This is a genomic window from Trichocoleus sp. FACHB-262 (assembly GCF_014696035.1).
In the GTDB taxonomy this organism is placed as follows: Bacteria; Cyanobacteriota; Cyanobacteriia; order FACHB-46; family FACHB-46; genus Trichocoleus.
This window is the reverse complement of record NZ_JACJPK010000074.1, coordinates 86,408-109,679: the sequence shown is the minus strand read 5'-3', so window position 1 is coordinate 109,679 and position 23,272 is coordinate 86,408. Positions and strand designations below refer to the sequence as shown.

Sequence of the window (23,272 nt, the reverse complement as noted above, 5' to 3'; positions counted from 1 at the left end):
TGCTTAGCCTAGATTGTAGGAAAACTTGATTTATGAAGCAACTAATAGCTCTCCTTATAGTGATCCTTATTATTTTGAGTGGTGCCCCTAGCCCCGCTGGGGCTGCGGATGTGAATCAGGGAGCAGAACTTTTCCAGATTCACTGTGCTGGATGCCATGCCAATGGTGGCAATATTATTCGTCGCGGTAAAACTCTGAAGCAGAAAGCACTGAAGAAATATAAAGTAGACTCCTTAGAGGCGATCGCGGCTCTCGTAACTAGTGGCAAAAACAACATGCCTGCCTTCCAAGAGCGTTTAAGTGCGCCGCAGGTTCAAGCCGTATCAGCTTATGTTTTAGAGCAAGCAGCTCAAGACTGGCCTTGAATCGAGAAGCGATCGCCAGGCAACTTATTCCTCAAAAGCGAAAAAACAATTAAAGATTTTTGAGAGAAAAATTTTGGACTGAGTACTTACGCACTTTTGCCGTATTTTTCATCAAAAATCCCAGATTCTACTGAACTAAATACGCTAGGAAGTGTGAGACAACTATGAAGTAATCGTGAAGCAAGCATGAAGCAAAGAATTTTATGAAGATTGACTTCAAAAAGCAGAACATCAAAGTTACCGCAACTGCACCTGGTTCCTGGCATTTTCAGGTCAGTACCGCGACTCAACAACAATTTGCCATTGAAGTCAGCGCTGCTTCTACGGGCTTTTGGCAATCAGAAATTCGTGACAGCCAACAACGTCTGCTCGGATGCACCTGCGATCGCGCCCCCGAAAATGTGTTTGCTAAAGCGATCGCGCTCCTCCAAGCATTTCTCACTGAACCAGGCCTCACAGTCAACGCAGTAGTTTAAGGCTGACCTCATCACTACAGTGGCAGCTAGTTAATTACGATTTTAGTTTTAGCAACTTAAAACTAGCGGGTTAAAATTTCTAGTTTGATTCAGATTTTTTGATTCACATTTATTGAGATTCCTGGTTCGCTACATTTATTACCAGGAGCATGATTGTAGATTAAAGATTTGGTCGAGATAGTGGAACAAACGAGGAACGAGATACGACTGATAGGCAGTTCCTCCAATTTATTCAGGGATGCGATCGCGCCACAATCATTGTTCAATAGCTAGGGAGATGGCTCCTTCGCTTTCACCTTGATTTTCCTCGCTCCTGCTCACACGTTTTCCTACCCTCGACATGCAAACAGTTGCCAAGTTTCCCTGGTTTGTGCCCGGTTTAGTCGGTACGCTTTTACTTTCAGCTCCTGCCCACGCCGATGTTTTGCAATCTTGGCGGTTTGACGCTCGCCAGAATCAGTTAGAAATTAGCACTGATGAAGGAGTGCAGCCAACAGCTCAACTGATTGCCAACCCTAGCCGTGTTGTAATTGATCTACCTGGTATCCGCTTGGGACGACCCAAAACCAGCCAAGTGATTGGAGGTACCGTACAAGCAGTGCGGACGGGTCAGTTCAATGCCCAGACAGCCCGATTCGTCGTGGAATTAGCGCCGGGATATACGGTGGACCCGCAGCAAGTTCAGGTCAGAGGCAGTTCCTTGACGCGATGGACGGTGAAGTTGCCCACCCCCCAGCCCACGACTGCGATCGCCGATCCTCCCAGTAATGTGCCGCAGGCGATCGCCACTGTCGCCCCGCCTCCTGAAACTTTCGGTGGCTTGATCCCGGCAGGGAGACCTCTAACTTGGTTACAACAGCGAGTATCCTCGCTCCGTACCTCTAAATACTCATCTCTTCGCTCCGGAATTTCATTTCTGGATATGGAGACTGGCAATTATTTGGATTTGAACGGAGACAAAGTCTACGCGACTGCCAGCATTATTAAATTGCCCATCTTGATCGCCTTTTTCCAAGATGTAGATGCTGGCAAAATCAAGCTCAACGAAACCTTGACCATGACGCGAGATATGGTTGTCGGCGGCTCAGGAGAGATGCAAGATCTCCCTGTGGGCAGCAAATTTACGGCGTTGGAAACCGCCACGAAGATGATTACCATCAGCGACAACACCGCCACCAACATGATCATCAAGCGCATGGGTGGCATCCAGGTGCTTAACCAACGTTTCCGCAGTTGGGGTCTGGAGAAAACCGTAATTCGCAATTGGCTCCCCGACTTACGCGGCACCAATACCACCACTGCCAAAGAGTTGACTCGCCTGTTGGCTATGCTAGATCAGCAGAAGTTGCTCTCTTCTAAAAGTCAGGCCCAAGCGATCGGCATTTTGCAACGAGTCAAAAACCGGAAACTCCTGCCTGTCGGGTTGGGACGAGGAGCCACGATCGCGCATAAAACTGGAGATATTGGCTTCCTTCTTGGAGATGCTGGAATTGTCGTCATGCCTAATGGCAAACACTATCTCGCCGCTGTCTTAGTGGAAAGCGCTTACGACGACCCAGCCGCTAGAGACTTTATCCAGGATGTGTCTCGCATTGTCTACACTTACTTGGATCAGGCACCTCGTACTGCTTCGTTCAATCAACCCAATCCCTAAACAAAGCAGATATCCTTTAAGAATATTAGTAGGGGTTTAGCATTCAGGCGTTGAGCTAGGGAAAGCCTAGTAGCTACGCCCCTACTAATATTCAATAGAACAGAATCCTTAGGATCTTCTGAGATCCTTAGTGCCTTGAGTAACTAAATAGGCTACAACTGCTCCTACCAAACCGATCGCAAGGAAGCTGACTTGATCTTGAGAACTTCGGAATGTTTCTGAAGCAATTTTATAACCAATTGTGGTAATTCCAGCCAAAAACAGAAGTCGGAGGAGATCTACATACCAACGGCTACGGCGATCGCGACGTTTTAGGTCCCGAAAAAAATCAATGGTATCGGTGAGCAGAAAGGAGCCAACGCCTGCAAAAACAATCAATCCGGCTAAATATTGATATTGCATAGATTTTGTCTCTGGGTGTCCTTGCTAGCATCAGGTGCGATCGCCAAAAATTGTCTCAGTTGCTGAGCAAATCGGTGGGGATTTTCCCAGTGGATATTATGACCGCAGTTGGGCAAGATGCTCAATGTAGTTTTAGGACATAAGTTTGCCATTTCTGTGTTGATAGCTCTAAATTTCGTATCCTGTTCACCTACAAGCAACAGCAACGGCAGTTGATTCTCTGGTAAGCGCTCCCATAAAGAAGGTTGCTGCCCTGTACTCAGATAACGGAGAGATTGGGCCAGTTCCTGCGGATGATTGTTTAAGCGACGTTCTACGATTTGTTCAAAATCTGGATGCTGTTTGAGGGAGGTGAAAAGCGGTTGGTCGTACCACCGCCTCAGGAAATCGGAAAAATTCTCTGTTTCTAATTGCTCGGCGAGTCGGGCATCATGGTCGCGGCGTTGCGATCGCTCGGCAGCAGTTTTGAGCCCAGGCGAAGCTGACTCTATCGCGACTCGATGAAAAAACTGGGGAAAATTTATGGCTAGATATAACGCCAGCCGTCCACCCATAGAATAGCCAACTAAGGAACAAGTAGAAATCTCTAATTGCTCTAAAAGCTGAATTAACCCTTGAGCGGTCTGCGGCATGGTGTAAGATTCGTTTCCACCTCTGACTTTCGTTTTGCCATGTCCTGGCAAGTCCACGGCTAAGCAGCAAAATTGGTTGGCTAGCAAGGAGATGACAGAGTCAAAATCATGACAGTCGCCCAAAAAGCCATGCAAAAACAAAACTAGTGGTTGTCTGGAATCACCTTCTAGAGAGTAATGCCACTGATAGTTACCCAGTGTAGTTGTCCCTGTCATGATTCGCGGCTCAGCGATCGCCTGTTCTCGGCATTATAGTGGCTTTTCGATTCAGGCAGGACCGCTATTGCCAGCTAAAATTCGCTCTCGAATTTGAATCTGTGACCCGACGGCTGGTCTGCCAAATGCTTCCCAAGCACTGTGCCCCCGCAAAAATAACTCCATCCATTGAGTTTCTTGACCTGCGGAATCTGTCCAGCCGCTACTGCCTGGTGCAAAGGCGATCTGTCCTGGTTCTACAGCAAAACTACCATCACTGGCGATCGCGGTTTGCTCTGTGTCCCCAATCCGCACAGAGATTGCGGAGCCAACCTCAGCTTTGCGATCGCTCTGTTTAATAGTGGTCTTTAAGTTGCCGTAACCATCAATGTAAGCGATACAGTTCTCTGGGATATCAGGAATATCCGTCGGCTCTAGGACATCATCTAGCGCTTCTGGTTGCCCTAGAGCGATCGCAGCAGCGGCTTGAGGAAAGAGATCCCGCGATCGAAACTGGGAGCCTTCAGCAGCTACTGCAGCCCAACGCAACTCTGCTGCCGCATCCCGCACAAAGGAGAAGGCGTGCCCTGCATTGACCCCCATGACCCGTACTCCATTGGGCAGGCGGGCAAAAGCCAGCCTCTCCCCAGCATTTTCTGTACGGGCTTGCTCATCATCCTGGCGAGGCGCAACGTTGTGATAAATGATAGTGCCAGCGGGAGCTTCATTGAGACCTAGCTGGGCCACACAAAAGCCCGCTGCTAGCGTAGAAAAGGCGGGAACAGGCGTAAGGATCGGTTCAGCGTCTGGTAAATACAGTCTGATGCGCTGCACGACTTCCGCAAAAGCGAGGTCGCCTTGTCCATAATCGGCAATGATGTGGATCAGCATAGGTTTATTACGAGCTGTTTTTCAACCTTAATGCTGCGGCTGAGTTTGATCCTCAATCTAGGGGTGAGTGCTGAAGATGAGCGATCGCTACCTTCTCACCCTTCGCTCCTGACTCCTTACCTTTCATGGCTGTAATTGCTGCAATTTCTTCTGAGCTGATTGTGACAGCGCCTGGGCTTCAGCATAAGCTGTTGTTCCAGGCTGAACCTTGCCCAGTTGATCCCTAATGCCTTGCAGTTCGCTGAGGAGATAGCCCCGATTGGTAGAGAAGTTTTCCCTTGTAGCAGACGCTAAAAACGAGCGAGTCGTCCTTTGTGCTGCTTCTAGGGCTGCGGCAGAGTCTCGTTCCGCCTCTAGTCGAATTCGCACGATCGCCAAATTTTTCTTGTAATCTGCCAATAAAGACCGGGAGGCTACATAGCCGGGATCGGCCAAACTAGCCTGCTCCACTTGTGTAACTGCATCTTCCCATAACGCTACTATCTGCTCCCATTTTGCGGCTTGATGGGGAGAATTTTGGCCAAGTTGGGCGGCTCTCAAGGCTAACTGCATTCCAGCATTCATTAATGTATCGGTGCGGGCACTACCAGCAGCAAAACCTGTAACTTGCTCGAAATCCCGTTGACTGGCCACCAATTTAGTTTGAGCCATCCGACCCGCCAAGGTAGAAGAGGGAACTTGCTGCAACTGGTCGATCGCCGTTTGCCAGTCAGCGATCGCATCTGCTTTGGCAGCGGAAGCTTTGGCTTGTTGATATTCCTGCTTGGCAGTATTCAGCGCTTTGTCACTCGCTCCTAATTGTGTTTGAGCATTCTGCTCTTGAAACACTTTCGCTTCCATCCGCCCAATACTTTTGCGGGCTGTTTCAAACTCATCCAACGTGAAGCGCCAACCGCACTGAAAGAACCCACAATAGGTTCGGGGGCTATAGCCTAAAAACCAAACAGGTAAGGCATCCAAATGCGTTTGGGCTAACTTGACCTTTTCTCCTCCCAAGCTAATATCAGCGGAACTGGTGGCGCGATTGACCAGTTGATCCGACTGCTCTACCAAGGAAATTGCTTGTCGGTAGTTGTGGTCCATGCTGAGGTAGCTGGGGAACAGGAGAAACGGTGCAACTTTAGCCACCGGAATCCGAATCATGGGAAACGGCAAGTTGAGGACATAAATCCCACCGACTACACCCACAGTGGTCACAGTCACGAGCTTGACCTTACTCCAAATTCCAGGAGGACGATTTGCCCTTAACGCTTGCTTGATCGCCTTATGACTAAACTCTGGAAAAATATCACTAATCACCTGGCGTAATTCCGCTTCAGCCACAGGTACACCCATCTGCGATCGCAATCTCTCTAGCCGTCGTAGCACAATTTCTTTCTGCACTTGGCCCGCAGCATCATTGCTAGCGCAATTCTGGATTTCGGTTTGCAGGATATGAAAGGCGCGATCGCTGAGACGAGACATAAGAGCTTAGCCAAAACCACTGAATTACAGTTTTCCCGATTCTGGCCAATCTACTCCAATTTTTCTCTACCGATGGAAAGCGATCTTGAAAGCTCATCACACTCTAAATCGCTCGGCTTCAACAGGACTCTAGGCAGAATTGATGAACCTGCGTGGCGGCTAAGCCCTGCCAGGGCTAGGTAACCGTAAAAATTTATAGTGCCGAAATAATTCCGAATTAATTCTTGCTCAAATCATCATAGATTCCACGGATGTTTACCCTTCTGCAGCCGTGATACTGATCAACTGTCTGTCCATCTATGGTCAGGCTGACTACGGATAGATAGAGATGCTGTAGCTACAACAGTTGTGATTAACCTAGCCCCAGAAAAAATTATTTAGCATGCCTCAGAACCTCTCTGCCTCCAGTCACTTACAGCGTGAGGAACTCTGCTATCTATTTGTTGAGAATCTCCCCTTTGCTGCTGCCCTGCTCGATCGCAACATGAACTATCTCATCACCAGTCAGCGGTGGTTGAGTGACTTGGGGTTAGATCAGCTAGATATCACAGGGCGATCGCATTACGAATTTTTTCCTCAGCACTCTCATCCCTTGAGTGCTGCTCACCAACAGTGCTTAGCGGAAGTCACTGAGCTTTGTGTCGAAGAACAGTTTCAACGATCAGATCGGGCGATCGCTTGGCGACAATGGAGAATTTGCTCTTGGCAAGATCGATCGGGTGCCATCGCGGGCGTCATGCTACTGGTTGAAGACATTACCCAACGCAAGCAAGCCGAGGCAGCCCTGCGCGAAAATGAAGCAGAGTTACAGGCTATTATTGACAACTGTCCTGCCATTATTTACCTCAGGGATACACAAGGTCGGCTAACCCGTGTGAACCGCCAGTTTGAAATTTTGACAGGGATGAGTGCCGACCAGATTTGCGGCAAGAGCAGTCATGATCTCTTTCCCCAACATGTCGCTGATGAGCACTGGAGAAACGATCAAATCCTATTGACCTCTGGCAAAGCAATCACGGTAGAGGAGTTGGCACCACAGGCTGATGGTTTACATACTTATCTCTCCGTCAAGTTCCCTATTTTTAACGCTAAGGGCGAAGTTTCTGTAACGGGTGGTATTTCAACAGATATCAGCGATCGCAAGCAATTTGAATCAGCTCTGAGGCAATCAGAGGCCAAGCTGAGAGAAAAAGCCCAGCGAGAACAACTGCTCAATCAGCTCACAAATCAAATTCGGAGTTCCCTGAATCTCAACCAAACTCTAGAAACGGCGGTTCGGGAAATTCAATCTTTGTTGCAGCTCGATCGCTGTTTGTTTGTCCGCTACTGTCAAGATACTACGCCTCCTTATTGGGAGATCACTCAAGAAGCGAAAGATCCTGCCCTCGACAGCTTATTAGGATTTAAAAACGTCGATGCAGACATTCTGCCCTTAGCTGAGAAATCTTTAAGACGAGAGGGTGTTCGCATTGATGATGTGCAAAGGGAGCCTGACCCAACTACTCGGGAGTTCTTTACCTTTTTAGGCTACACTTCCACGCTGACGCTCCCTGTTCATACTCAATCTGGTGAGATTGGTGTTATCTGTTGCGCCATGACTCAAGCGAACCGAACTTGGGATGATTCAGAGGTGGCCTTACTGCAAGCAGTGGGCGACAATTTGGCGATCGCCATCGATCAAGCCAAACTGTACGAACAAAGCCGTGCGGCTGCGGCGACCGCCCAAGCGCAGACCAAACAGCTAGAGCAGACACTCCGCGCACTCCAGCAAACCCAAGCGCAGTTAGTTCAAACCGAGAAAATGTCTAGTTTAGGCCAGCTCGTGGCGGGTGTGGCGCATGAGATCAACAATCCCGTAAATTTCATTTATGGCAACCTCTCTCATGCCGATGGGTACATGCAGGACTTGCTGCATCTGTTAGCTCTCTATCAACGACATTACCCTCAGCCTCATCCAGAGATTCAGCAGGAGATGGCCGACATTGATATAGAGTTCCTCTCAGGAGATTTGCCTAACCTACTGTCATCTATGAAAGTAGGAGCAGACCGCATTCAAAAGATTGTGCTAGCGCTGCGTAACTTCTCCCGCATGGATGAAGCCGAGGTTAAGTCAGTGAATCTCCATGAAGGCATTGATAGCACCTTGATGATTCTCCATAACCGTATTAAGGATACGCCTAACCATCGCGGCATTGAGATCATCAAAAACTACGGCAATCTTCCTCTATTGGAATGTTACGCCGGACAGCTAAATCAAGTCTTTATGAATGTGCTCTCGAATGCGATCGATGCGCTCAATGAACGAGATAGCCAGCGATCGCTTCAAGAAATCAAACAAAATCCCAGTACCATTACGATTCAGACTCGTAAGCTTGATGCTCAGCAAGTGCAGATTAGGATTGCAGATAACGGGCCTGGCATCCCAGAACCTATCAGACAGCGCTTATTTGAGCCCTTCTTTACCACCAAACCGATTGGTAAAGGTACGGGGTTAGGTTTATCCATCAGCTACCAGGTGGTCGTTGAGAAACACTTGGGTCAGCTTGAATGTTTCTCTGCTTTAGGTCAAGGTGCTGAGTTTTTGATCACTCTCCCTCTCAGAATCCAGGGGATAGAGCGGATATAGATGTGTAGGGGAGAATGGCGATCTCCCCTGTAGAAATTTCATCTATAGCAATCCAGCTCTTAATAGAGAGAAATTAAACAACAGCACGGGCTAAGTCATTGAGGCGCTGACGAACTACGAGATTGGCAACGCCATCCACGTTGTAGGCATAGCGGCGCTCAAACTCTTTAACCGCAGCAACGGTTCTAGGACCATAAAACGGTTGATTCTGAGGAATATTGGCTCGGATCACCCGGTTGAGATTATCTTGCAAAATCCGCATCGCTTGTTCTGCTTTTGCCATTGTGAGCGGACCAGCAATGCCGTCTACCTTAAGTTTAAAGTAGGTTTGGAAGGCTCTAATAGCTTCTACTGTAGTTCTGTCAACAAGTGGTCCTTCGTAGCTGGAGATGGGAAAGTTAGGATCGGGTTCGGGAGAGGAACCGAAACCATAACCGTTCAAAATACTGCGGAATTGGGCATTGGTGTAAGCCATGATGAACGCTCTTCTCGAAGGTGTGTGGGCTTGATATTGCGATCTACAAGCTCCAAAATTGCGTTTTCGGGAACCTAGCAATAGATCACCCATCTGGGCGAATGGCGTTTGGCTTAAAGTTTTCGATTTCTTGCCGCGAGGCTAGCAATAACAGTGGCTAGTTCTGCTGGCTCGACTGGTTTAGGGATATGAATTTGAAATCCAGCCGCAATCACTCGCGTGCGGTCTTCAGTGCGGGCATAAGCTGTCAAGGCTACAGCAGGAATTGAGCCTCCTTGCTCTACTGGTAAAGCCCTAATCCGGTGGATTAAGCTGTATCCATCTTCTTCCGGCATCCCAATGTCACTAACCAGCACATCGGGTTTTTGAGCTAAAAGGAGTTCTATGGCTTCTTGAGCAGATGTTGCTGCTAAGGTTTCGGCTTCACATTGCTCTAGCACTGCTAAGAGGTAGTTTCGTGCATCTACTTCATCATCTACAATCAAGACCCTGACGCCTTTTAGAGAAGGCGGATTATTAAAAGGAACTGCTTGGGCAATGGTGGGATGAATGCGTTCTGTATTACTTTCCTCAATCCGCACCGGAATGAGGGGCAACTTGACTGTAAAAGTTGAGCCTTCTCCCGGACCAGGACTATAAGCCTCTACTGTACCGCCGTGCAGCTCAACGAGATGACGGACGATCGCCAACCCCAAGCCTAAGCCACTATAGGAACGGGTGATAGAGCTATCCGCTTGACGGAAGCGATCGAACACATAAGGAACAAAATCTGAGCTAATTCCTTGGCCTGTATCGCTAACAGCAATTTCAACATGAGAATGCACTCGCTCTAAGCGGATTTGCACCCGACCACCCTTGGGTGTGAACTTGATAGCATTAGATAATAAATTCCAAATAATTTGTTGTAGACGATCTGAATCTCCTGCGACGCACCCACTCCCTGGGTCGAGGACAGATTGCAAACGGATTTCCTTTGCTTCTGCGGCTGGCCCCGCTGTTTCCAGGGCAGTTTCAATGATTGCCTTCAGCTCAATGGGACGGACATTTAGCCGCAGCTTGCCCTGAATAATCCGGGAGACGTCCAACAAATCTTCTACGAGCTGAGCTTGGGAGCGGGCGTTCCGTTCAATAGTCTCCATCGCTCGTGCTGTAGTCGCTTCATCGAACTTGCGCGTATTCAGCAAACGGGTCCAGCCCAACATCGCATTCAGGGGCGATCGCAATTCATGAGAGAGCGTTGCCAAGAACTCATCTTTTACCCGGTTGGCTGCCTCTGCTTCTGTCCGTGCTTTCTGTTCTCGATTGAGTAGTTGAATTCGTTCTGCTTCGGCTCGCTGACGCTCTGTGATATCTGTAAGGAGATAAACTGCGCCTGTAAAAATATTCTCGGAATTAAATACTGGATCGACCGTAACTAAAAACCATCGAGAATCAAACTGAACTTCTTGAATTTCTCGCTGTTGAGTTACTTGGACCCGAGCAAAAGGAGTGATGTCTGTGTAGCCTAAAAACTTTTCAATTAGGGTTTGTTGAGAGTATCCAATAATGTCTTCTACGGGTCTGCCTAAAAGTTGAGACAGTGCCCGATTACAACGGAGAAAATTTCCCTCTCGATCGAGTAAGCCAACTCCATCACTGATCGAGTCAAAGGTGATTTGCCATTCCTTGGCCAAAGCTAGAGCGGCATCTTCTGCCCGCCGGATGCGTAACAGCGAACGAATGGTGGCAAGTAGCTCAATAGGTTCCACCGGCTGGGCCAAGTAAGCATCCGCACCACTGTCTAAGCCTTGGGCTTTATCTCGGCTTTCGATAAAGCTAGCAGATAGGTGTAAAACAGGAATAAAAGCTGTTTTGGCGTTCGTTTTAATCTGGTGACAAACTTCAAAGCCATTGAGATCAGGAAGCTTCACATCCAGAATTACCAAGTCGGGAGATTGCTCTGTAACGACTTGCAATCCCGCATAGCCGGTTTCGGCTTCTAGGGCGATAAATCCAGCATTCCGCAGAATCCGAGAGACAATATACCGATTAGACTCATTGTCATCTACATGCAAAATCTTGATCAATGACTCCTCAGTCATGCTCGATTCCCCCCGCCTCCAGCACTAATCCCGCTTTGATCAGCGCTTCTTGGAGCTTGGCGATCGCGACCTCGGCTGAGGAATTTTCTTTGGAGAGAATAGCCACCGTCCGCTCAGCTAAAATCTGACTCTCTTCGCCCTCTAAGAGCTGCGATGTGTTGATGATCACCGGAATACTACTCGTGGCAGGCTGCTGCTTCAGTTGGTCCAGCACTTCAATGCCACTCATCTCTGGCATGACTAAATCTAAGATTATCGCCTGAGGCTGTTCTGATTGCGCTAAGCGAATTCCTTCGTATCCATTGCTGGCTTCTAGAATCGACAGTGGTATGTGAGGCAGCAGTTGAGATAACTGTTGTTTCAACAGATAACGAGCCACTAGGTCATCATCGATCAGCAACAGTTTTTGTTGTTGGTTTTGATTAATTAACATATTTAGTTGCTTGAGCAATGACAGCCTATCTACAGGCTTAACCAGGAATGCGTCCGCGCCCAGATTCCTAGTTTGTCTCTCATTATCTACCACACTCATTACCAAAACTGGAATAGATCGAGTCGCGGGATCTTGCTTTAGCTGCGTCAGAAGGGACCAAGTGTTTTCTCCTTCCAAGAGAATATCCAAAACAATGGCTACGGGTTGCACTTGGGCTAAGACCTGGCTGGCATGCTCTAGTGTACGCGCTGGAATTAGCTGGTACGTTGAACCTTCGAGATATTTTTCGTAGGTAAAAAGGGTTTCAGCATGATCTTCCACCACTAGCACGGGCGATCGCTGCGGGTCAAACTGCCAATCAGGTTGGGCGACCGGCACCCCTTCAGGCAGATGAGGATAGACCAGAGGAATGGTGGCTGAAAAGGTAGAACCGTTACCTGGAGTGCTTGTCACCGCGACATCACCCCCCAAAAGTTCTGCTAATTTGCGCGAGAGTGGTAAGCCTAATCCAGTGCCCTTCACCCGCTTCTGTAAGTGCGACTCGATCTGAATAAAGTCCTCAAAAATTCGTTCTAGATCCTGTGGACTAATGCCAATCCCTGTATCAGCGACCGAGAGCACCACGTGATCGCCAGCCCTCACCGCAGACACTCGCACTTCTCCGTGCTCGGTATACTTCAGAGCATTCGAGATGAAATTTCTGAGAATCTGTGCCACTTTGCCTTCATCGCTATGGATTGCCGGAATATCTATAGGTTCCTCAAAAATCAGGGAAACAGAAGAGTTATGTTCTAAAAGCGGTCGCAGCATCCCCCGCAGCGTCGCAAATAGTTCATCAACCTCAAACGTAGAGAGGTGAACAGCCGTCTTTCCTGCTTCTACCTTGGCTAAATCCAGAAGGTCATTGACCAGATCCGAGAGTCCCGCTGCTGATTTACGGATAAAAGTGACTTGTTTTTCTTGCTCCGACGTGAGATCGCCATCTGTTCGATCCATCAGCAATCGCGTCAGAGACATAATTGAGTTCAAGGGAGTCCGGAACTCATGACTCATGTTCGAGAGAAAGCGGGTCTTCAGCTCATTGGCTCGTTTCAGAGAGTCTGCCTTCTCATCTAGCTCGGTATACAAAGCCACAACTCCCCGATTGGTATCCTCTAGCTCTCGGTTGAGTTGCGTTAACTGTTCTTCTCGTTTACGGAGTTCTGCTAAGGCTTGGAGGAGTTCTTGGTTTTGCTGCTGCACCTCTTCATAGGGATTTTGCGGCGATCGCTGAACCAACTCATTAACAATGTTCGTGATCTGCTGGCTGTTGAGAGCGGCGACTTGCCTCGGAAGCTGCTTAGCTAGAACTACGGTCGTGCCTCGTCCTGGCAAAGACTCAATTTGAAACTGATCCATCAGTTGCCGTGCCCCGACAATGCCCCGCCCTGCTCCCGTTTCAGACTGATAGCGTCCTTGCAAAACGTCCTCAAGCTGAGGGATACCTTGTCCTTGGTCGCGGATGATGATTAAGAAACTCTGGGGCGACTGACCTTCCAGGCGAAACTCAACTCTGCCACCTCCCGTATACTGAAAGGCATTGCGAGCCATTTCTGAGACAGCAGTAGCAATTCGAGTTTGGTCTTGTGCGTCAAACCCAATGAGCGCTGCAATTTGTCGAACTCGTTGGCGGGTTAGGACCACATCTTGTTCATAGCGAATTTCGAGGGTTAACAGCACTGTACTCATCTCAGTTCACCTCACGCGCAACCAGCACGGTCACATCGTCTCGTCCTCGGTTAAAGTCTCGATAGAGAATTCCGGCAATCAGGCTGGGATGCTGGTTGACCAAGCCAGGATAGCGATCTAAGCGCCATTTTGTTCCCAAACCATCGGAATGCATAATCAGTATCCCTTTCGGCTTCCACGAGTAGGTAAAGGTCTGATTTTTTCGCATTTCGCAGCCCACAGTGCCGTTGTGAGACACCATATTGGTAGTGCGCTCAATCGGCTGGTCAGTCGCCAAAAGGCTACCCACGATATTGCCAACTCCAACGTACTGCACCCTCTGTTCCTGCAAGTTCACTTCTGCGATCGCCACTGCTGCGCCCCGCGTGCTCCGCAAAGCTGCATGCATATCCGCCATCAGCTCGGATGGAGTGCGATCGCCTGCCTCTTGAAACACCTTTACTGCTTCCAATGAGGCTTGGGCTGCCATAGGCCCATGTCCTAACCCATCGGCAATCAGTAAGAGATGGCGATCGCCGACAAATTGGCTGCAATAGGCATCTCCTGACACCTCTTCACCCTGCATAGGCAAACAAACTACCCCAATCTCTAACTCACCCGCTGCATAGACTGGGCAGGCAGAACCCGCCCACAGCCGGCAGAAAATCGCGGTTCCTTCTGGGGAAGCGGAATAGATCTCAAACTGATCGGAGAGACGTTGAATTGCGCCTAACCCGGTTCCAGAAGTGCCACCCGTGGAGAAGCCGTCTCTGAGGCACTCGCTCACATCCCGCATTCCTGGTCCCCGATCAAGAGAAAGAATTTCTAGCCCCGCCACACCTTGTCGCTCTAGCGATCGCAGCAGCAAAGCCCCCTCTTGAGCATGTTTAATCAGGTTGTTGGCTATTTCAGTCACGACAATTCCTACCTTGCCTTGCTCTACCTCACTAAAGCCGAGCTGCGTTGCTAGAGATGCGGCTCTGCGTCGTGCTTCTCCAACCTGACTCGGCTCTACCATCGAGAGAACAATGGGGTGGGTCATATTCGTTTTATTTCCATTTTGTTACCGTCACCGTGGTTCCTTGACCAACCTGAGAAACAAGCTCAAACTCGTTCACCAGGCGCTTAGTTCCGCTCAAACCCATGCCCAATCCACCTCCTGTGGTGTAGCCGTCTTTCAGGGCAAGGTCAAGATCAGGAATACCAGGCCCTTGGTCTGCAAAGGTTAAGCGCACCCCTCGTCGGGCACCGACTTGCACAGTCTCTAGAGTCGCAGTTCCGCCCCCACCGTAGTCCAATGTGTTCCGAGCCAATTCGCTGGCTGCGGTCACAATTTTGGTTTGGTCCACCAAGCTGAGCCCGATCTCAATGGCCACCTGACGCACTGCTTGCCTCACTAGCACTACATCAGCCGAGGATTGGATACTCATGATTTCACATTTCTCCATAGATGCCTGTAGGCTCCTCTGGCAAGACGGGGCTCTCGTCTTCATTCAAATCTCGATGCACAGCCGATCGCAAGAGAGCCATGCCTTTTTCGACATTCAAAGCAGTGCGAATGCCAGTCAGTGACAAGCCCAACTCGACTAAAGTAATCGCAACCGCTGGCTGCATCCCCACGACCACGGTTTCTGCATCTAAAACTTGGGCCATTTTGGCAATATTGCCCAAGACTCTGCCAATAAACGAATCCACAATTTCTAGGGCCGAAATGTCAATCAGGACGCCGCGAGCATCAGCTTGACTAATGCGCGTGGTCAGATCATCCTGCAAAGTCATAGCTAGGCGATCGTGCATATCAACTTGAATCGTCACCAACAGCAGGTCGCCCATTTGGAGAATTGGAATGCGTTCCATAACACTTCCCTCCTTAACTTTGAGTGCGAATAATCTTCCTGCCTGTGCGCTCAAGCGCTAGCTTAAAAGCGTCGGCCAAACTAGATTTGGTCGTCACGCCTGCCAGGTCAACCCCCAGATAGACAATAGTTTGAGCAATCTGGGGCCGAATGCCACTAATGATGCATTCTGCGCCCATAAGGCGAGCCGCTGTAATCGTTTTGAGTAAGTGCTGAGCAGTGAGCGTATCTACAGTTGGCACACCAGTAATATCGATGATGGCAAAATCCGATCCTGTCTCGACAATCTTTTGCAGCAGCGACTCCATCACCACTTGCGTCCGAGCGCTATCCAAAGTCCCAATAATGGGCAGGGCCAAAATGCCCTCCCAGAGCTTGACGACTGGAGTTGATAGCTCTAGCAGTTCTTCCTGTTGTCGCAGAATTACCTCTTCTCGGTTCTTCTGATACACCTCTGTCGTAAACAGCCCCAGCTTATCGAGTAGAGCAGTCGCGGTCCAGACATTCTCCAACAGCTCTTCTCCGTCCTGGGCTAGTTCCTGGCGCAGACGAGCAAACAATGGCTGCTTGAAGGAGAAGACAAAGCTAGCCGTTTCTAAGGGAGTAAAACCCTTTTGGGAACGCATCCGAGAAATGTTACTCAACAGCCCCCGAACCTCATTCCAAGGCGCTGAATAAATGTCGCTCAAGCTGTCTTGGCGTACGGCTTCACGAAACAAATGAATAAACTCTCGGCATTCCTCGCGCAGCTCGCCTTCCTTGAGCAGCCCCCGCCGATGGCTGGCCGTGATGGCTTGCAGCCACTCTGTTAGTAGCTCAGCCCCATGCTGATCGAGAATGTCATAAATTTTGCTACCCATTCCTCTTTACCACCCCATCTCCAGTGACAACTCCATTCCAGGTGTTAACCTAGCTCCTTGAAGCAGCGACTGAAGAATAACGAATAGGCCTGAACTAAAATTTGACTAAAATTTTGAGTCCTATCGTTTAGTCCTTGAAGAAGTGGCCTTCGTTAGGGGAACTAAGGTAGCTTGATGCAACATCAAGCCTCACTCATTATAGAGGAGCTAGGTTCGGCTCAGAGTGCCTCTCAGTGCGATAAATTCTCAAGCTATTCCCTACAGATGATTTGCCCGTTGGGTAATTAGGCAGAAACTATGCCTTTAAGTAGAAATTATGCCGCCTCGACTGTAAAATTTTGCGATCGCCACCTATTTGGCGTAGCGATCGCTTGGACGCAGTTTTACTCAAGGGTTCACTATCCGAGCGATATTGTGGCGGGCTGAATGGTTTCCATGAAGTATTGGCTACGCAGGAATGAGCTTTAGCGTTGTTTGGAGGTTGGATTAGCGGCTGGAATAGATTCTAAAACTGGGGCTGGGTTGTTAACACCGTTGCTCAAGCGCTCTTCTAGGTAGCACGCTAGGGAAACTAAAGCAGGCAGGGAGAAGTTAATGGCAATCAATCTGACTAGATGACCCGCTGTGACAATCTCAACATCGTGATGTAAGACCAAGGCAATCCAAATCATTTCTGGAGAGCCTCCCGGAGCCGTCACCAACAGACAAGTGAGCCAATCCCAAGGCGTCAGTAGCATGGCAATTCCTGCCGAGAGCAAGCCTGCGAAGAAGGTCAATGTCACAGGCACCAAAGCATAGGCAATCGTAGCGCGACTAAACTTGGGATTAAGTCCCCAATATTCGCCAATTGTGATCCCTAAAAGGATTTGACCGATCACCTTAAATAAAGGTGAAAAGCTGAAGTCCATTTGGGCAGTTAGTGGCAGAGCAGCAAATGAGAAATTTAGAGCTATACCCACCACAATTGAACCCAAAAAAGCAGCTACAGGAATCTTCAGTTTACCTGCCGCAGAAACAACCAAAGCTGTCAAACTGAGCACCAAAACCAGGAGAAATAAGTAAGTTAAATTCAGCTTAAATAGGTCTTGAGTGAGAGTCGCGATCGCTGTATGAATGTCATAGGGATGGGAAACGTTGGCAATGAGCGGAATCGCTGAAATTAAAGTAGTAAAACGAATGAGCTGCACTAAGGAAACCAGGGCAGTGCTTTTGCCATAGTCTGCTGCTAGGCTCGCCATAATCCCAATGTTGCCAGGTACAGTGGCTAGGGTAGCAGTGAGTAAATCTGTTTTCTGTAAACGAGAATAGATATAAGCAATTAAGCCCCCGCTAGCTAACAAAAATAAAGCAAGAAAAACAAAAATTGGTAGCTGAGCTGTAATGGCTTCTAGGTTATGCGGCTGAATCGAAAAACCCACCGTTAAGCCGACAATCATTTGGCCCAGCTTTCTCAAATTACGGTTAGGCTCTATGCGATCGCTGAATCGAGCTCGGTAAATATAAAAAGCTAGGGCTCCAGCGGCAATTCCGCCCAAAATCCAAGCTCCACCACCGATGCCTAAAGCAATAAACCCAAAGCCAGCCGCGAAAGCCAGAATCGTTTCAACTAAGACTAATGAATAAGTAACAATATTTTTAGTGGTTATATTAAATTTGGCAGCAATTACTTCTATCACGAAGGCTCTCTTAACTTTATTTTTAAGCCTATCACTTCTCCCAAAAAGTGCTAAAGCCAAGGGAGAGATTTAGGAGGATTCAATGAAAAGAGAAATACGGTAACTCCGATCGTTATTTGATACTGATATTGCCTAACGATCCTTGCAGATTATTCAATCCGTAATCAATAACTCTAGTCCTCAATACCATCAGCGACAAGTCGGCAAAGTTACCAGGCCCTCTGAGAGGCGTGAATTTTCACGCCGATGTGGTTGCCCGTTTTTTGAAATCCTCAACTGCTCAATCTGTCCCTAGATAGAGAACTCCAGCTCAATCTTGCTAACTTATTTTTATCTTTGAAAGTTGATTTTAACCTTAGAGTGATATGAGGAATGGCTAGGAAGCCCGACAATACACCATAGGAAGGCTCTCACATTTCCACTTCTCACCCTCCTCTAAAGCGGTCAGCCAAAGGACTCAGCCAAAGCTATGAAAATGGGACAATGGATCGGCTTAATTGCCCTGCTAGTTTCGATGTACATCTTATGGCAGATCCGGCAGGTGCTGTTGCTGGTCTTTATGGCGGTGGTGTTTGCGACCGCGTTGAACCGTTTGGTGAGGCGATTGCGGCGATCGGGAGCGAAGCGAGGGTTTGCAGCATTGTTAGCTATCACTTGTTTCGTAGTCTTTTTCATCGTCTTTGCTGCGGTGACCATTCCACCCTTCGTTGAGCAGTTTCAACAACTGACCGAACTGGTTCCACGAGGACTAGAACGCCTGCGGATCTGGGTAGAAGCTTTACGAACCCAGTTACCTGGTCAGCCGCTGAGATACTTGCCCAGCGTCAATGACCTAACCCGCCAAATTCAACCTTTTGCTAGCTGGGCCTTTAACAATTTCTTTTCACTATTCTCAAATTTCTTAGCGATTCTGTTGAACCTGCTACTAGTCATGGTTTTGACCATTATGCTACTGGTCAATCCTGCTCCCTATCGACATGGATTTGTGCTGCTGTTTCCTTCGTTTTACCGCAGACGTGCCGATGAGATCCTGTCAAAGTGTGAAATCGCTCTAGTCAATTGGATGGGCGGCATTCTGATTAATATGGTTGTCATTGGTTTGGTCAGTGCCGTGGGTCTGTGGATTTTACGAGTGCCCCTAGTGCTAGCCAACGCTGCGATCGCGGGGCTCTTGGAAGCCATCCCTACCGTAGGCCCAACGCTGAGCTTGATTCCCCCAATGGCGATCGCGCTTTTGGATGCTCCTTGGAAAGCAGGAGCTGTATTAGCTTTCTATGTAGGAATTCAGCAGCTAGAGCAATTTTTGCTAGTGCCATTTGTCATGTCCAAACAGGTGGCAATCTTGCCTGCTGTGACGTTACTTTCGCAGGTAATTTTTGCCATCTTCTTTGGCTTCCTCGGCTTGTTCCTCGCCATTCCCTTAGTCATTGTGGGTCAGATTTGGGTAGAAGAAGTTTTAGTTAAGGACGTGCTTGACCAGTGGGGTGCAGAGTCTAAACCCAGTATGGCTTCAGCGCCTGTAGAAGTAGTTAATGGTCCAGCAGAAGTGATTGATCATGCGGCGGAGTCTTAAACTTCACTTGCATGCAAACTCGTGTTTCAATTGTGATTCCAACCTTGAATGAGGCCAACAGTCTAGAGCGCACGTTGCGTCCCTTGGCCTTGTTGCATCCCCCTGCTGCCGAAATCATCGTCGTAGATGGCGGCAGTGAAGATGAAACAGTCGCGATCGCTGAAGCAGTGGCAGCATCGGGTTGCATGCCTCCTGGGACGCAACTACGCCTTCTAGAAACCGAGCAACGGGGGCGATCGCTGCAAATGAACTTCGGCGCAGAAACTGCTACAGGAGATATCCTTTGCTTTCTCCATGCCGATACTTGGGTACCAGATGACTTAGTTGAAGTGATGAGCCATACTTTGTCAGATGCCCAAATCGCCTGTGGTGGATTTGTTTGTTTATTGGCAGGACCGCAAACCACCCGCTGGGGCATCTCCTTACATCACTACCTCAAAACCTATTACGCGCCCCTGTTATTTCGACCCCGTCTCTTTTTTAAGGGATTACGTCTTTTGTTTGGCGACCAAGTTATGTTTTGTCGTCGCCAGGACTTTTGGGAATGTGGCGGCTTTGATCCAGCTTTACCCATCATGGAAGATGGTGATTTGTGTCTCAAATTAGTCCAGAAAGGACGTATCTGCATGGTCAACCGAGTCGTGCAAACTTCCGATCGCCGGGTAGCCCATTGGGGTTCACTGAAAGCCACTGCCATCTATTCCTACATTGGCTTTCTCTGGGGATTGGGTGTTTCAGCGACCTATCTCAAGAAGTTTTATGCCGATATCCGCTGATTCAGTTGCCAATCGTAATCCAGATATTGGATTGGAGTTTCAGCATCCAGGGGTCGATCTACTTGGAGATAACGACGGATGTAGTCTGGAATAGAAGGGGCCACCTGGAGAAAGTCTTGCCGATACCACTTGAAAATCTGACTGCAATATAGCGTTTGCGTTTGCGAGTCGTAGTGCACCTTATCCTCGTTGTTGATAAAACGGCTGACATCCGCCTCCAATTGCTCCTCCACGCGATCAGGCCAGTAAGCTTCATTGCGTAGTAAGGGACAACCAATCGAGGCACAAACCAAGGCAAAATGAATCCGGGGTTCCTGGAATTGCGATCGCAGAACTTTATGTTCAATATCTGCCAAGCTGTAGCGCTTCCCTGCCACCACATGAGCGGGACGAGAGAAAAACCACAGAAAAGCGGCCCAGTTCGGTAATCCCAAAATCTTCGGTTGAATCGATGGAATCGGGTAACACTCTAAAATTCGCGCGATCGTAAAGGCATTGTAGAGATTAATCCATAATGCCAACTGCTGGTCTCGCGACAACTCCAGACTGAAATCAGGAGATTGAAAAGTTGAGAGCCATTGATTGAGCGTATCTGGCTGGTCCCGCTGCCAAGTGCGATAGTCTACTCGGCCCTGATCATCTACATATTGCTTGAGTAGGGCATCCCAAGGCGCAAAAGCGATCGCGACCATAATCTCCTAGAGTTCTATTACCTCTATAGGTTAAACCCTATGATCTGGCTCCAAAGCACAAGCTTGGCAAGAGTTGCCCAGCTCAATTTGCAGGGTCGTATGCTCAATGCCGAAAAAATCGTGCAATTCTTGAGCCATTTGAGCTAAGAACGCATCTCCAGGATGTCCTTGTGGCATCACTAAATGCGCTGTCAAAGCGGTCTCCGTCGTGCTCATACCCCAAATGTGTAAGTCATGAACTTGAGTCACCCCTACCTGCTCAGTTAAATAAGTCCACACCGCCTGCTCGTTAATCTGGGTGGGTACAGCATCCATGCTGAGGCTGAAAGCCTCCTTAAGTAATTGCCAGGTACTCGTAATGATAATTGCACTGACCACCAAACTAAAGGCAGGGTCTAACCAAAACCATTGAGTCAGCAGAATTGCCAACCCCGCCAACACCACACCCAAAGACACGATCGCATCCGCCACCATATGTAGAAATGCTGCTCGAATATTGAGGTCATGCTTACGACCTGCTAAAAATAGAGCCGCCGTAGCACCATTAATCACAATTCCCAGGGCTGCTACCCCGATCATGGTGCTGCCCGCAACTTCCGGGAGCGGCGCTGAGCGAACTAAGCGTTCGATCGCCTCCCAAGCAATACCACCCGTCACGACGAGTAAGAAAATTGCATTAAAAAATGCAGCTAAAACCGAAGAACGCCGCCAACCATAGGTATACCGCCGCGAGGGTTTCCGCTGAGCTAAGAGACTCGCTCCCCAAGCCAAAGCCAAACCCAACACATCGCTTAGGTTATGCCCCGCATCGGCCAGTAGAGAGACAGAATGGGCTAAAACTCCAAACACAGCCTCCGTTAGCACGAAGCCCAGATTTAAGCTGAGGCCAATGACAAAGGCGCGGTTATAGTTAGCCAGGCCATCATGATGGCCATGAGAGTGGTGATGACCGTGATGCCCCTGATGCTGATGATGCTGGTGCTGCTGATGGTCGCGATCGCGATGGTGGGGAGTATGCTCAGACATAGCACCATGATAAACATTCGGACTCTGGGAGCCCACCCTAAACTGAACCCAGTTCTTAGGCGATTAGGATAACCAATTGGTTTTAAGGAAATGAGCCAGTCGTCCTTGCACTTGGCTCAGGCACGCTTCCGCATCGCGCCGTAGATTTGCCAAGTTCTCTGGGCTAGCATTATCAATGCCTTCCTTTGAGTAATTCAGTTTGGGCTGAATTCTCAAGTAGTGGTCGTCAGCGATAATTTGCTGGGAGACGTAGGCATGAATGCCGGAAGGGGCATCCATCGTCACACCAATAATGCGGGCGTTCCAAGCCCAACGCAGTATCCCCCACTGTCTCGCTTCCACCCAAGGAATTGAGCCTTCAGGCTGCCCAGTGCCAATAGAGAGTACCTGAATATCTTGTGGCGCATGACCTAATCTTAGAGCTTCCGCGATCGCACAGGCAGTCGGGTTATTGGCTCCTACTCCACCATCAATGGTAGAAAACTCACCGATCAGACGGTATGTAGAAGTAGCATCGGGCACTACAGGCCAAGGTTGCGCCATAGTTGCCGTCTGGGTAGCAGCATCGTAGCGCTCAATTGAAGCTCTTTGCCCTTTTCCTGGCCCTGCCAAGATTTCAATTTGCATTTTGTAATAATCATCTGCATCTTGCCAGGGAGTCGCTGCTAAGGTAAGCGTCTGAGGAGTGGCACCTTTAGCAGTTCCGTCTGCCCGTACTAGGAGACGATGGGCAGGAAAATAGGAGGGCGCAGAAGCAGAGCAAGCACAGATCTCCCATAAGGGCACGTTGGCATACCACTTGTCATGCCGCCAACTCTTGAATACCAGTGGCATGCGCCGAATTGTATCGTAGGTCGTGACCAATAATTTTTGAGATTCGCCATTAGATTTCTGGGCAGAACTGATTTGGCAGAATCTGCGATCGCCTAATTCTGTTTGCAGCACTTTCAGCAAGCCTGCATCAGAAAACTTGGGCACAGAGAGAGAAGGGGGGAAACTGGTCAAACCATATTGCGCGATTAATTTTAACCGCTGCGGCATCAAATAGCCCCACCAATCCCCATAGGGAAAGATAGTTTTGCCGCGCTCTTGATAAAGATTGATTAACCTCTCACTGCTAAAGCCTAAAGTCACACCAGCGGCCAAGAGTGAGCCTGTGGAAGTTCCAGCGATCAAGTCAAAATGCTGGCTCAGGGGGCCGCCTAACTGTTGCTCCACTACTTGCAGAATGCGTGCTGCAATAACTCCCCGAATTCCACCTCCATCTAAGCTGAGAATCCGAAATGTCATAAAAATTTCCCTTAAAAATCCTAAAATCTGATGGCAGAGTACTACCTGCCTAGTCTGTCAGAGTCCGGAAAGCGAGCTTTTAACTTTAGATTCACTCACAGATCTCCGAAAGAACTTTAACT

General features: G+C 48.8%; 22 protein-coding genes. 7 read left to right on the top strand and 15 right to left on the bottom strand.

All coding sequences use genetic code 11. The features are described from left to right. Positions 1–32: 32 nt before the first annotated feature. The 3 genes from petJ to H6F68_RS15510 all read left to right on the top strand — a co-directional run bounded on the left by petJ (position 33) and on the right by H6F68_RS15510 (position 2,495). On the top strand, positions 33–365 hold the full coding sequence (petJ, locus tag H6F68_RS15520) for a cytochrome c6 PetJ (RefSeq protein ID WP_190560317.1): 333 nt from the start codon (positions 33–35) through the stop codon (positions 363–365). 203 nt (positions 366–568) lie between these two features. Then, entirely contained in the window at positions 569–841 is a 273-nt protein-coding gene (locus tag H6F68_RS15515; protein WP_190560315.1) for a hypothetical protein, read from the top strand. Positions 842–1,181: 340 nt separating this feature from the next. After that, a complete protein-coding gene (locus H6F68_RS15510) occupies positions 1,182–2,495 on the top strand; it encodes a serine hydrolase (protein ID WP_190560313.1) in 1,314 nt (437 codons plus the stop codon). A 108-nt stretch (positions 2,496–2,603) separates the two neighbouring features. Here the strand turns inward: H6F68_RS15510 and H6F68_RS15505 are convergent, their stop codons facing one another. The 4 genes from H6F68_RS15505 to H6F68_RS15490 form a co-directional block, all read right to left on the bottom strand. Beyond that, a complete protein-coding gene (locus H6F68_RS15505) occupies positions 2,604–2,897 on the bottom strand; it encodes a hypothetical protein (RefSeq protein WP_190560311.1) in 294 nt (97 codons plus the stop codon). Beyond that, positions 2,879–3,745 carry a 2-succinyl-6-hydroxy-2,4-cyclohexadiene-1-carboxylate synthase gene (gene menH / locus H6F68_RS15500; protein WP_190560308.1) on the bottom strand — a complete coding sequence of 289 codons (867 nt, stop codon included), beginning with the start codon at positions 3,743–3,745 and terminating at the stop codon, positions 2,879–2,881. The genes H6F68_RS15505 and menH overlap by 19 nt, the downstream gene beginning before the upstream one ends. A 51-nt stretch (positions 3,746–3,796) precedes the next feature. After that, positions 3,797–4,615 (bottom strand): S-adenosyl-l-methionine hydroxide adenosyltransferase family protein, encoded by an 819-nt coding sequence (locus H6F68_RS15495; protein WP_190440168.1) that lies wholly within the window; start codon positions 4,613–4,615, stop codon positions 3,797–3,799. A gap of 123 nt (positions 4,616–4,738) precedes the next feature. Then, on the bottom strand, positions 4,739–6,079 hold the full coding sequence (locus H6F68_RS15490; RefSeq protein ID WP_190560306.1) for a hypothetical protein: 1,341 nt from the start codon (positions 6,077–6,079) through the stop codon (positions 4,739–4,741). 382 nt (positions 6,080–6,461) lie between these two features. On the opposite strand from H6F68_RS15490, the gene H6F68_RS15485 reads away from it, so the two are divergent. Then, positions 6,462–8,705 (top strand): PAS domain-containing protein, encoded by a 2,244-nt coding sequence (locus H6F68_RS15485; protein ID WP_190560304.1) that lies wholly within the window; start codon positions 6,462–6,464, stop codon positions 8,703–8,705. A 73-nt stretch (positions 8,706–8,778) separates the two neighbouring features. On the opposite strand, the gene H6F68_RS15480 is transcribed toward H6F68_RS15485, so the two are convergent. The 7 genes from H6F68_RS15480 to H6F68_RS15450 all read right to left on the bottom strand — a co-directional run bounded on the left by H6F68_RS15480 (position 8,779) and on the right by H6F68_RS15450 (position 16,117). Further along, positions 8,779–9,180, bottom strand: coding sequence for a peptidoglycan-binding protein (locus H6F68_RS15480; RefSeq protein WP_190549863.1), 402 nt, complete (start codon positions 9,178–9,180; stop codon positions 8,779–8,781). Positions 9,181–9,293: 113 nt separating this feature from the next. Continuing rightward, positions 9,294–11,261, bottom strand: a complete 1,968-nt coding sequence (locus tag H6F68_RS15475) for a response regulator (protein ID WP_190560302.1) — start codon at positions 11,259–11,261, stop codon at positions 9,294–9,296. After that, the gene (locus tag H6F68_RS15470) at positions 11,254–13,422 is read right to left on the bottom strand and encodes an ATP-binding protein (RefSeq protein WP_190560300.1); all 2,169 of its coding nucleotides are present in this window, start codon (positions 13,420–13,422) and stop codon (positions 11,254–11,256) included. The genes H6F68_RS15475 and H6F68_RS15470 overlap by 8 nt, the downstream gene beginning before the upstream one ends. Before the next feature lies 1 nt (position 13,423). After that, positions 13,424–14,443, bottom strand: a complete 1,020-nt coding sequence (locus tag H6F68_RS15465; RefSeq protein WP_190440158.1) for an ATP-binding SpoIIE family protein phosphatase — start codon at positions 14,441–14,443, stop codon at positions 13,424–13,426. A gap of 7 nt (positions 14,444–14,450) precedes the next feature. Then, positions 14,451–14,831 (bottom strand): anti-sigma regulatory factor, encoded by a 381-nt coding sequence (locus tag H6F68_RS15460; protein ID WP_242017051.1) that lies wholly within the window; start codon positions 14,829–14,831, stop codon positions 14,451–14,453. Between the two features lie 4 nt (positions 14,832–14,835). Further along, on the bottom strand, positions 14,836–15,258 hold the full coding sequence (locus H6F68_RS15455; protein WP_190560298.1) for an STAS domain-containing protein: 423 nt from the start codon (positions 15,256–15,258) through the stop codon (positions 14,836–14,838). A gap of 13 nt (positions 15,259–15,271) precedes the next feature. Then, complete coding sequence (locus H6F68_RS15450) at positions 15,272–16,117, bottom strand: STAS domain-containing protein (RefSeq protein WP_190560296.1); 846 nt, start codon at positions 16,115–16,117, stop codon at positions 15,272–15,274. A gap of 297 nt (positions 16,118–16,414) precedes the next feature. On the opposite strand from H6F68_RS15450, the gene H6F68_RS29400 reads away from it, so the two are divergent. Then, positions 16,415–16,543 carry a hypothetical protein gene (locus tag H6F68_RS29400; RefSeq protein ID WP_277876078.1) on the top strand — a complete coding sequence of 43 codons (129 nt, stop codon included), beginning with the start codon at positions 16,415–16,417 and terminating at the stop codon, positions 16,541–16,543. 38 nt (positions 16,544–16,581) lie between these two features. Here H6F68_RS29400 and H6F68_RS15445 read toward each other — a convergent pair whose 3' ends face one another. Next, complete coding sequence (locus tag H6F68_RS15445; protein WP_190560294.1) at positions 16,582–17,793, bottom strand: AbrB family transcriptional regulator; 1,212 nt, start codon at positions 17,791–17,793, stop codon at positions 16,582–16,584. A gap of 469 nt (positions 17,794–18,262) precedes the next feature. Between H6F68_RS15445 and H6F68_RS15440 the strand changes: the two genes are divergently transcribed. Both H6F68_RS15440 and H6F68_RS15435 read left to right on the top strand, forming a co-directional pair. Next, positions 18,263–19,366 (top strand): AI-2E family transporter, encoded by a 1,104-nt coding sequence (locus tag H6F68_RS15440; protein ID WP_190560292.1) that lies wholly within the window; start codon positions 18,263–18,265, stop codon positions 19,364–19,366. 11 nt (positions 19,367–19,377) lie between these two features. Then, the gene (locus tag H6F68_RS15435) at positions 19,378–20,142 is read left to right on the top strand and encodes a TIGR04283 family arsenosugar biosynthesis glycosyltransferase (RefSeq protein WP_190560290.1); all 765 of its coding nucleotides are present in this window, start codon (positions 19,378–19,380) and stop codon (positions 20,140–20,142) included. Here the strand turns inward: H6F68_RS15435 and H6F68_RS15430 are convergent. From H6F68_RS15430 to H6F68_RS15420, 3 genes are all read right to left on the bottom strand, one after another. Then, positions 20,124–20,834, bottom strand: coding sequence for a DUF547 domain-containing protein (locus H6F68_RS15430; RefSeq protein WP_190560288.1), 711 nt, complete (start codon positions 20,832–20,834; stop codon positions 20,124–20,126). The genes H6F68_RS15435 and H6F68_RS15430 overlap by 19 nt on opposite strands. A 30-nt stretch (positions 20,835–20,864) precedes the next feature. Further along, positions 20,865–21,860 carry a cation diffusion facilitator family transporter gene (locus H6F68_RS15425; RefSeq protein WP_190560286.1) on the bottom strand — a complete coding sequence of 332 codons (996 nt, stop codon included), beginning with the start codon at positions 21,858–21,860 and terminating at the stop codon, positions 20,865–20,867. Positions 21,861–21,923: 63 nt separating this feature from the next. Next, positions 21,924–23,150, bottom strand: a complete 1,227-nt coding sequence (locus H6F68_RS15420; protein ID WP_190560283.1) for a patatin-like phospholipase family protein — start codon at positions 23,148–23,150, stop codon at positions 21,924–21,926. Positions 23,151–23,272: the final 122 nt, after the last annotated feature.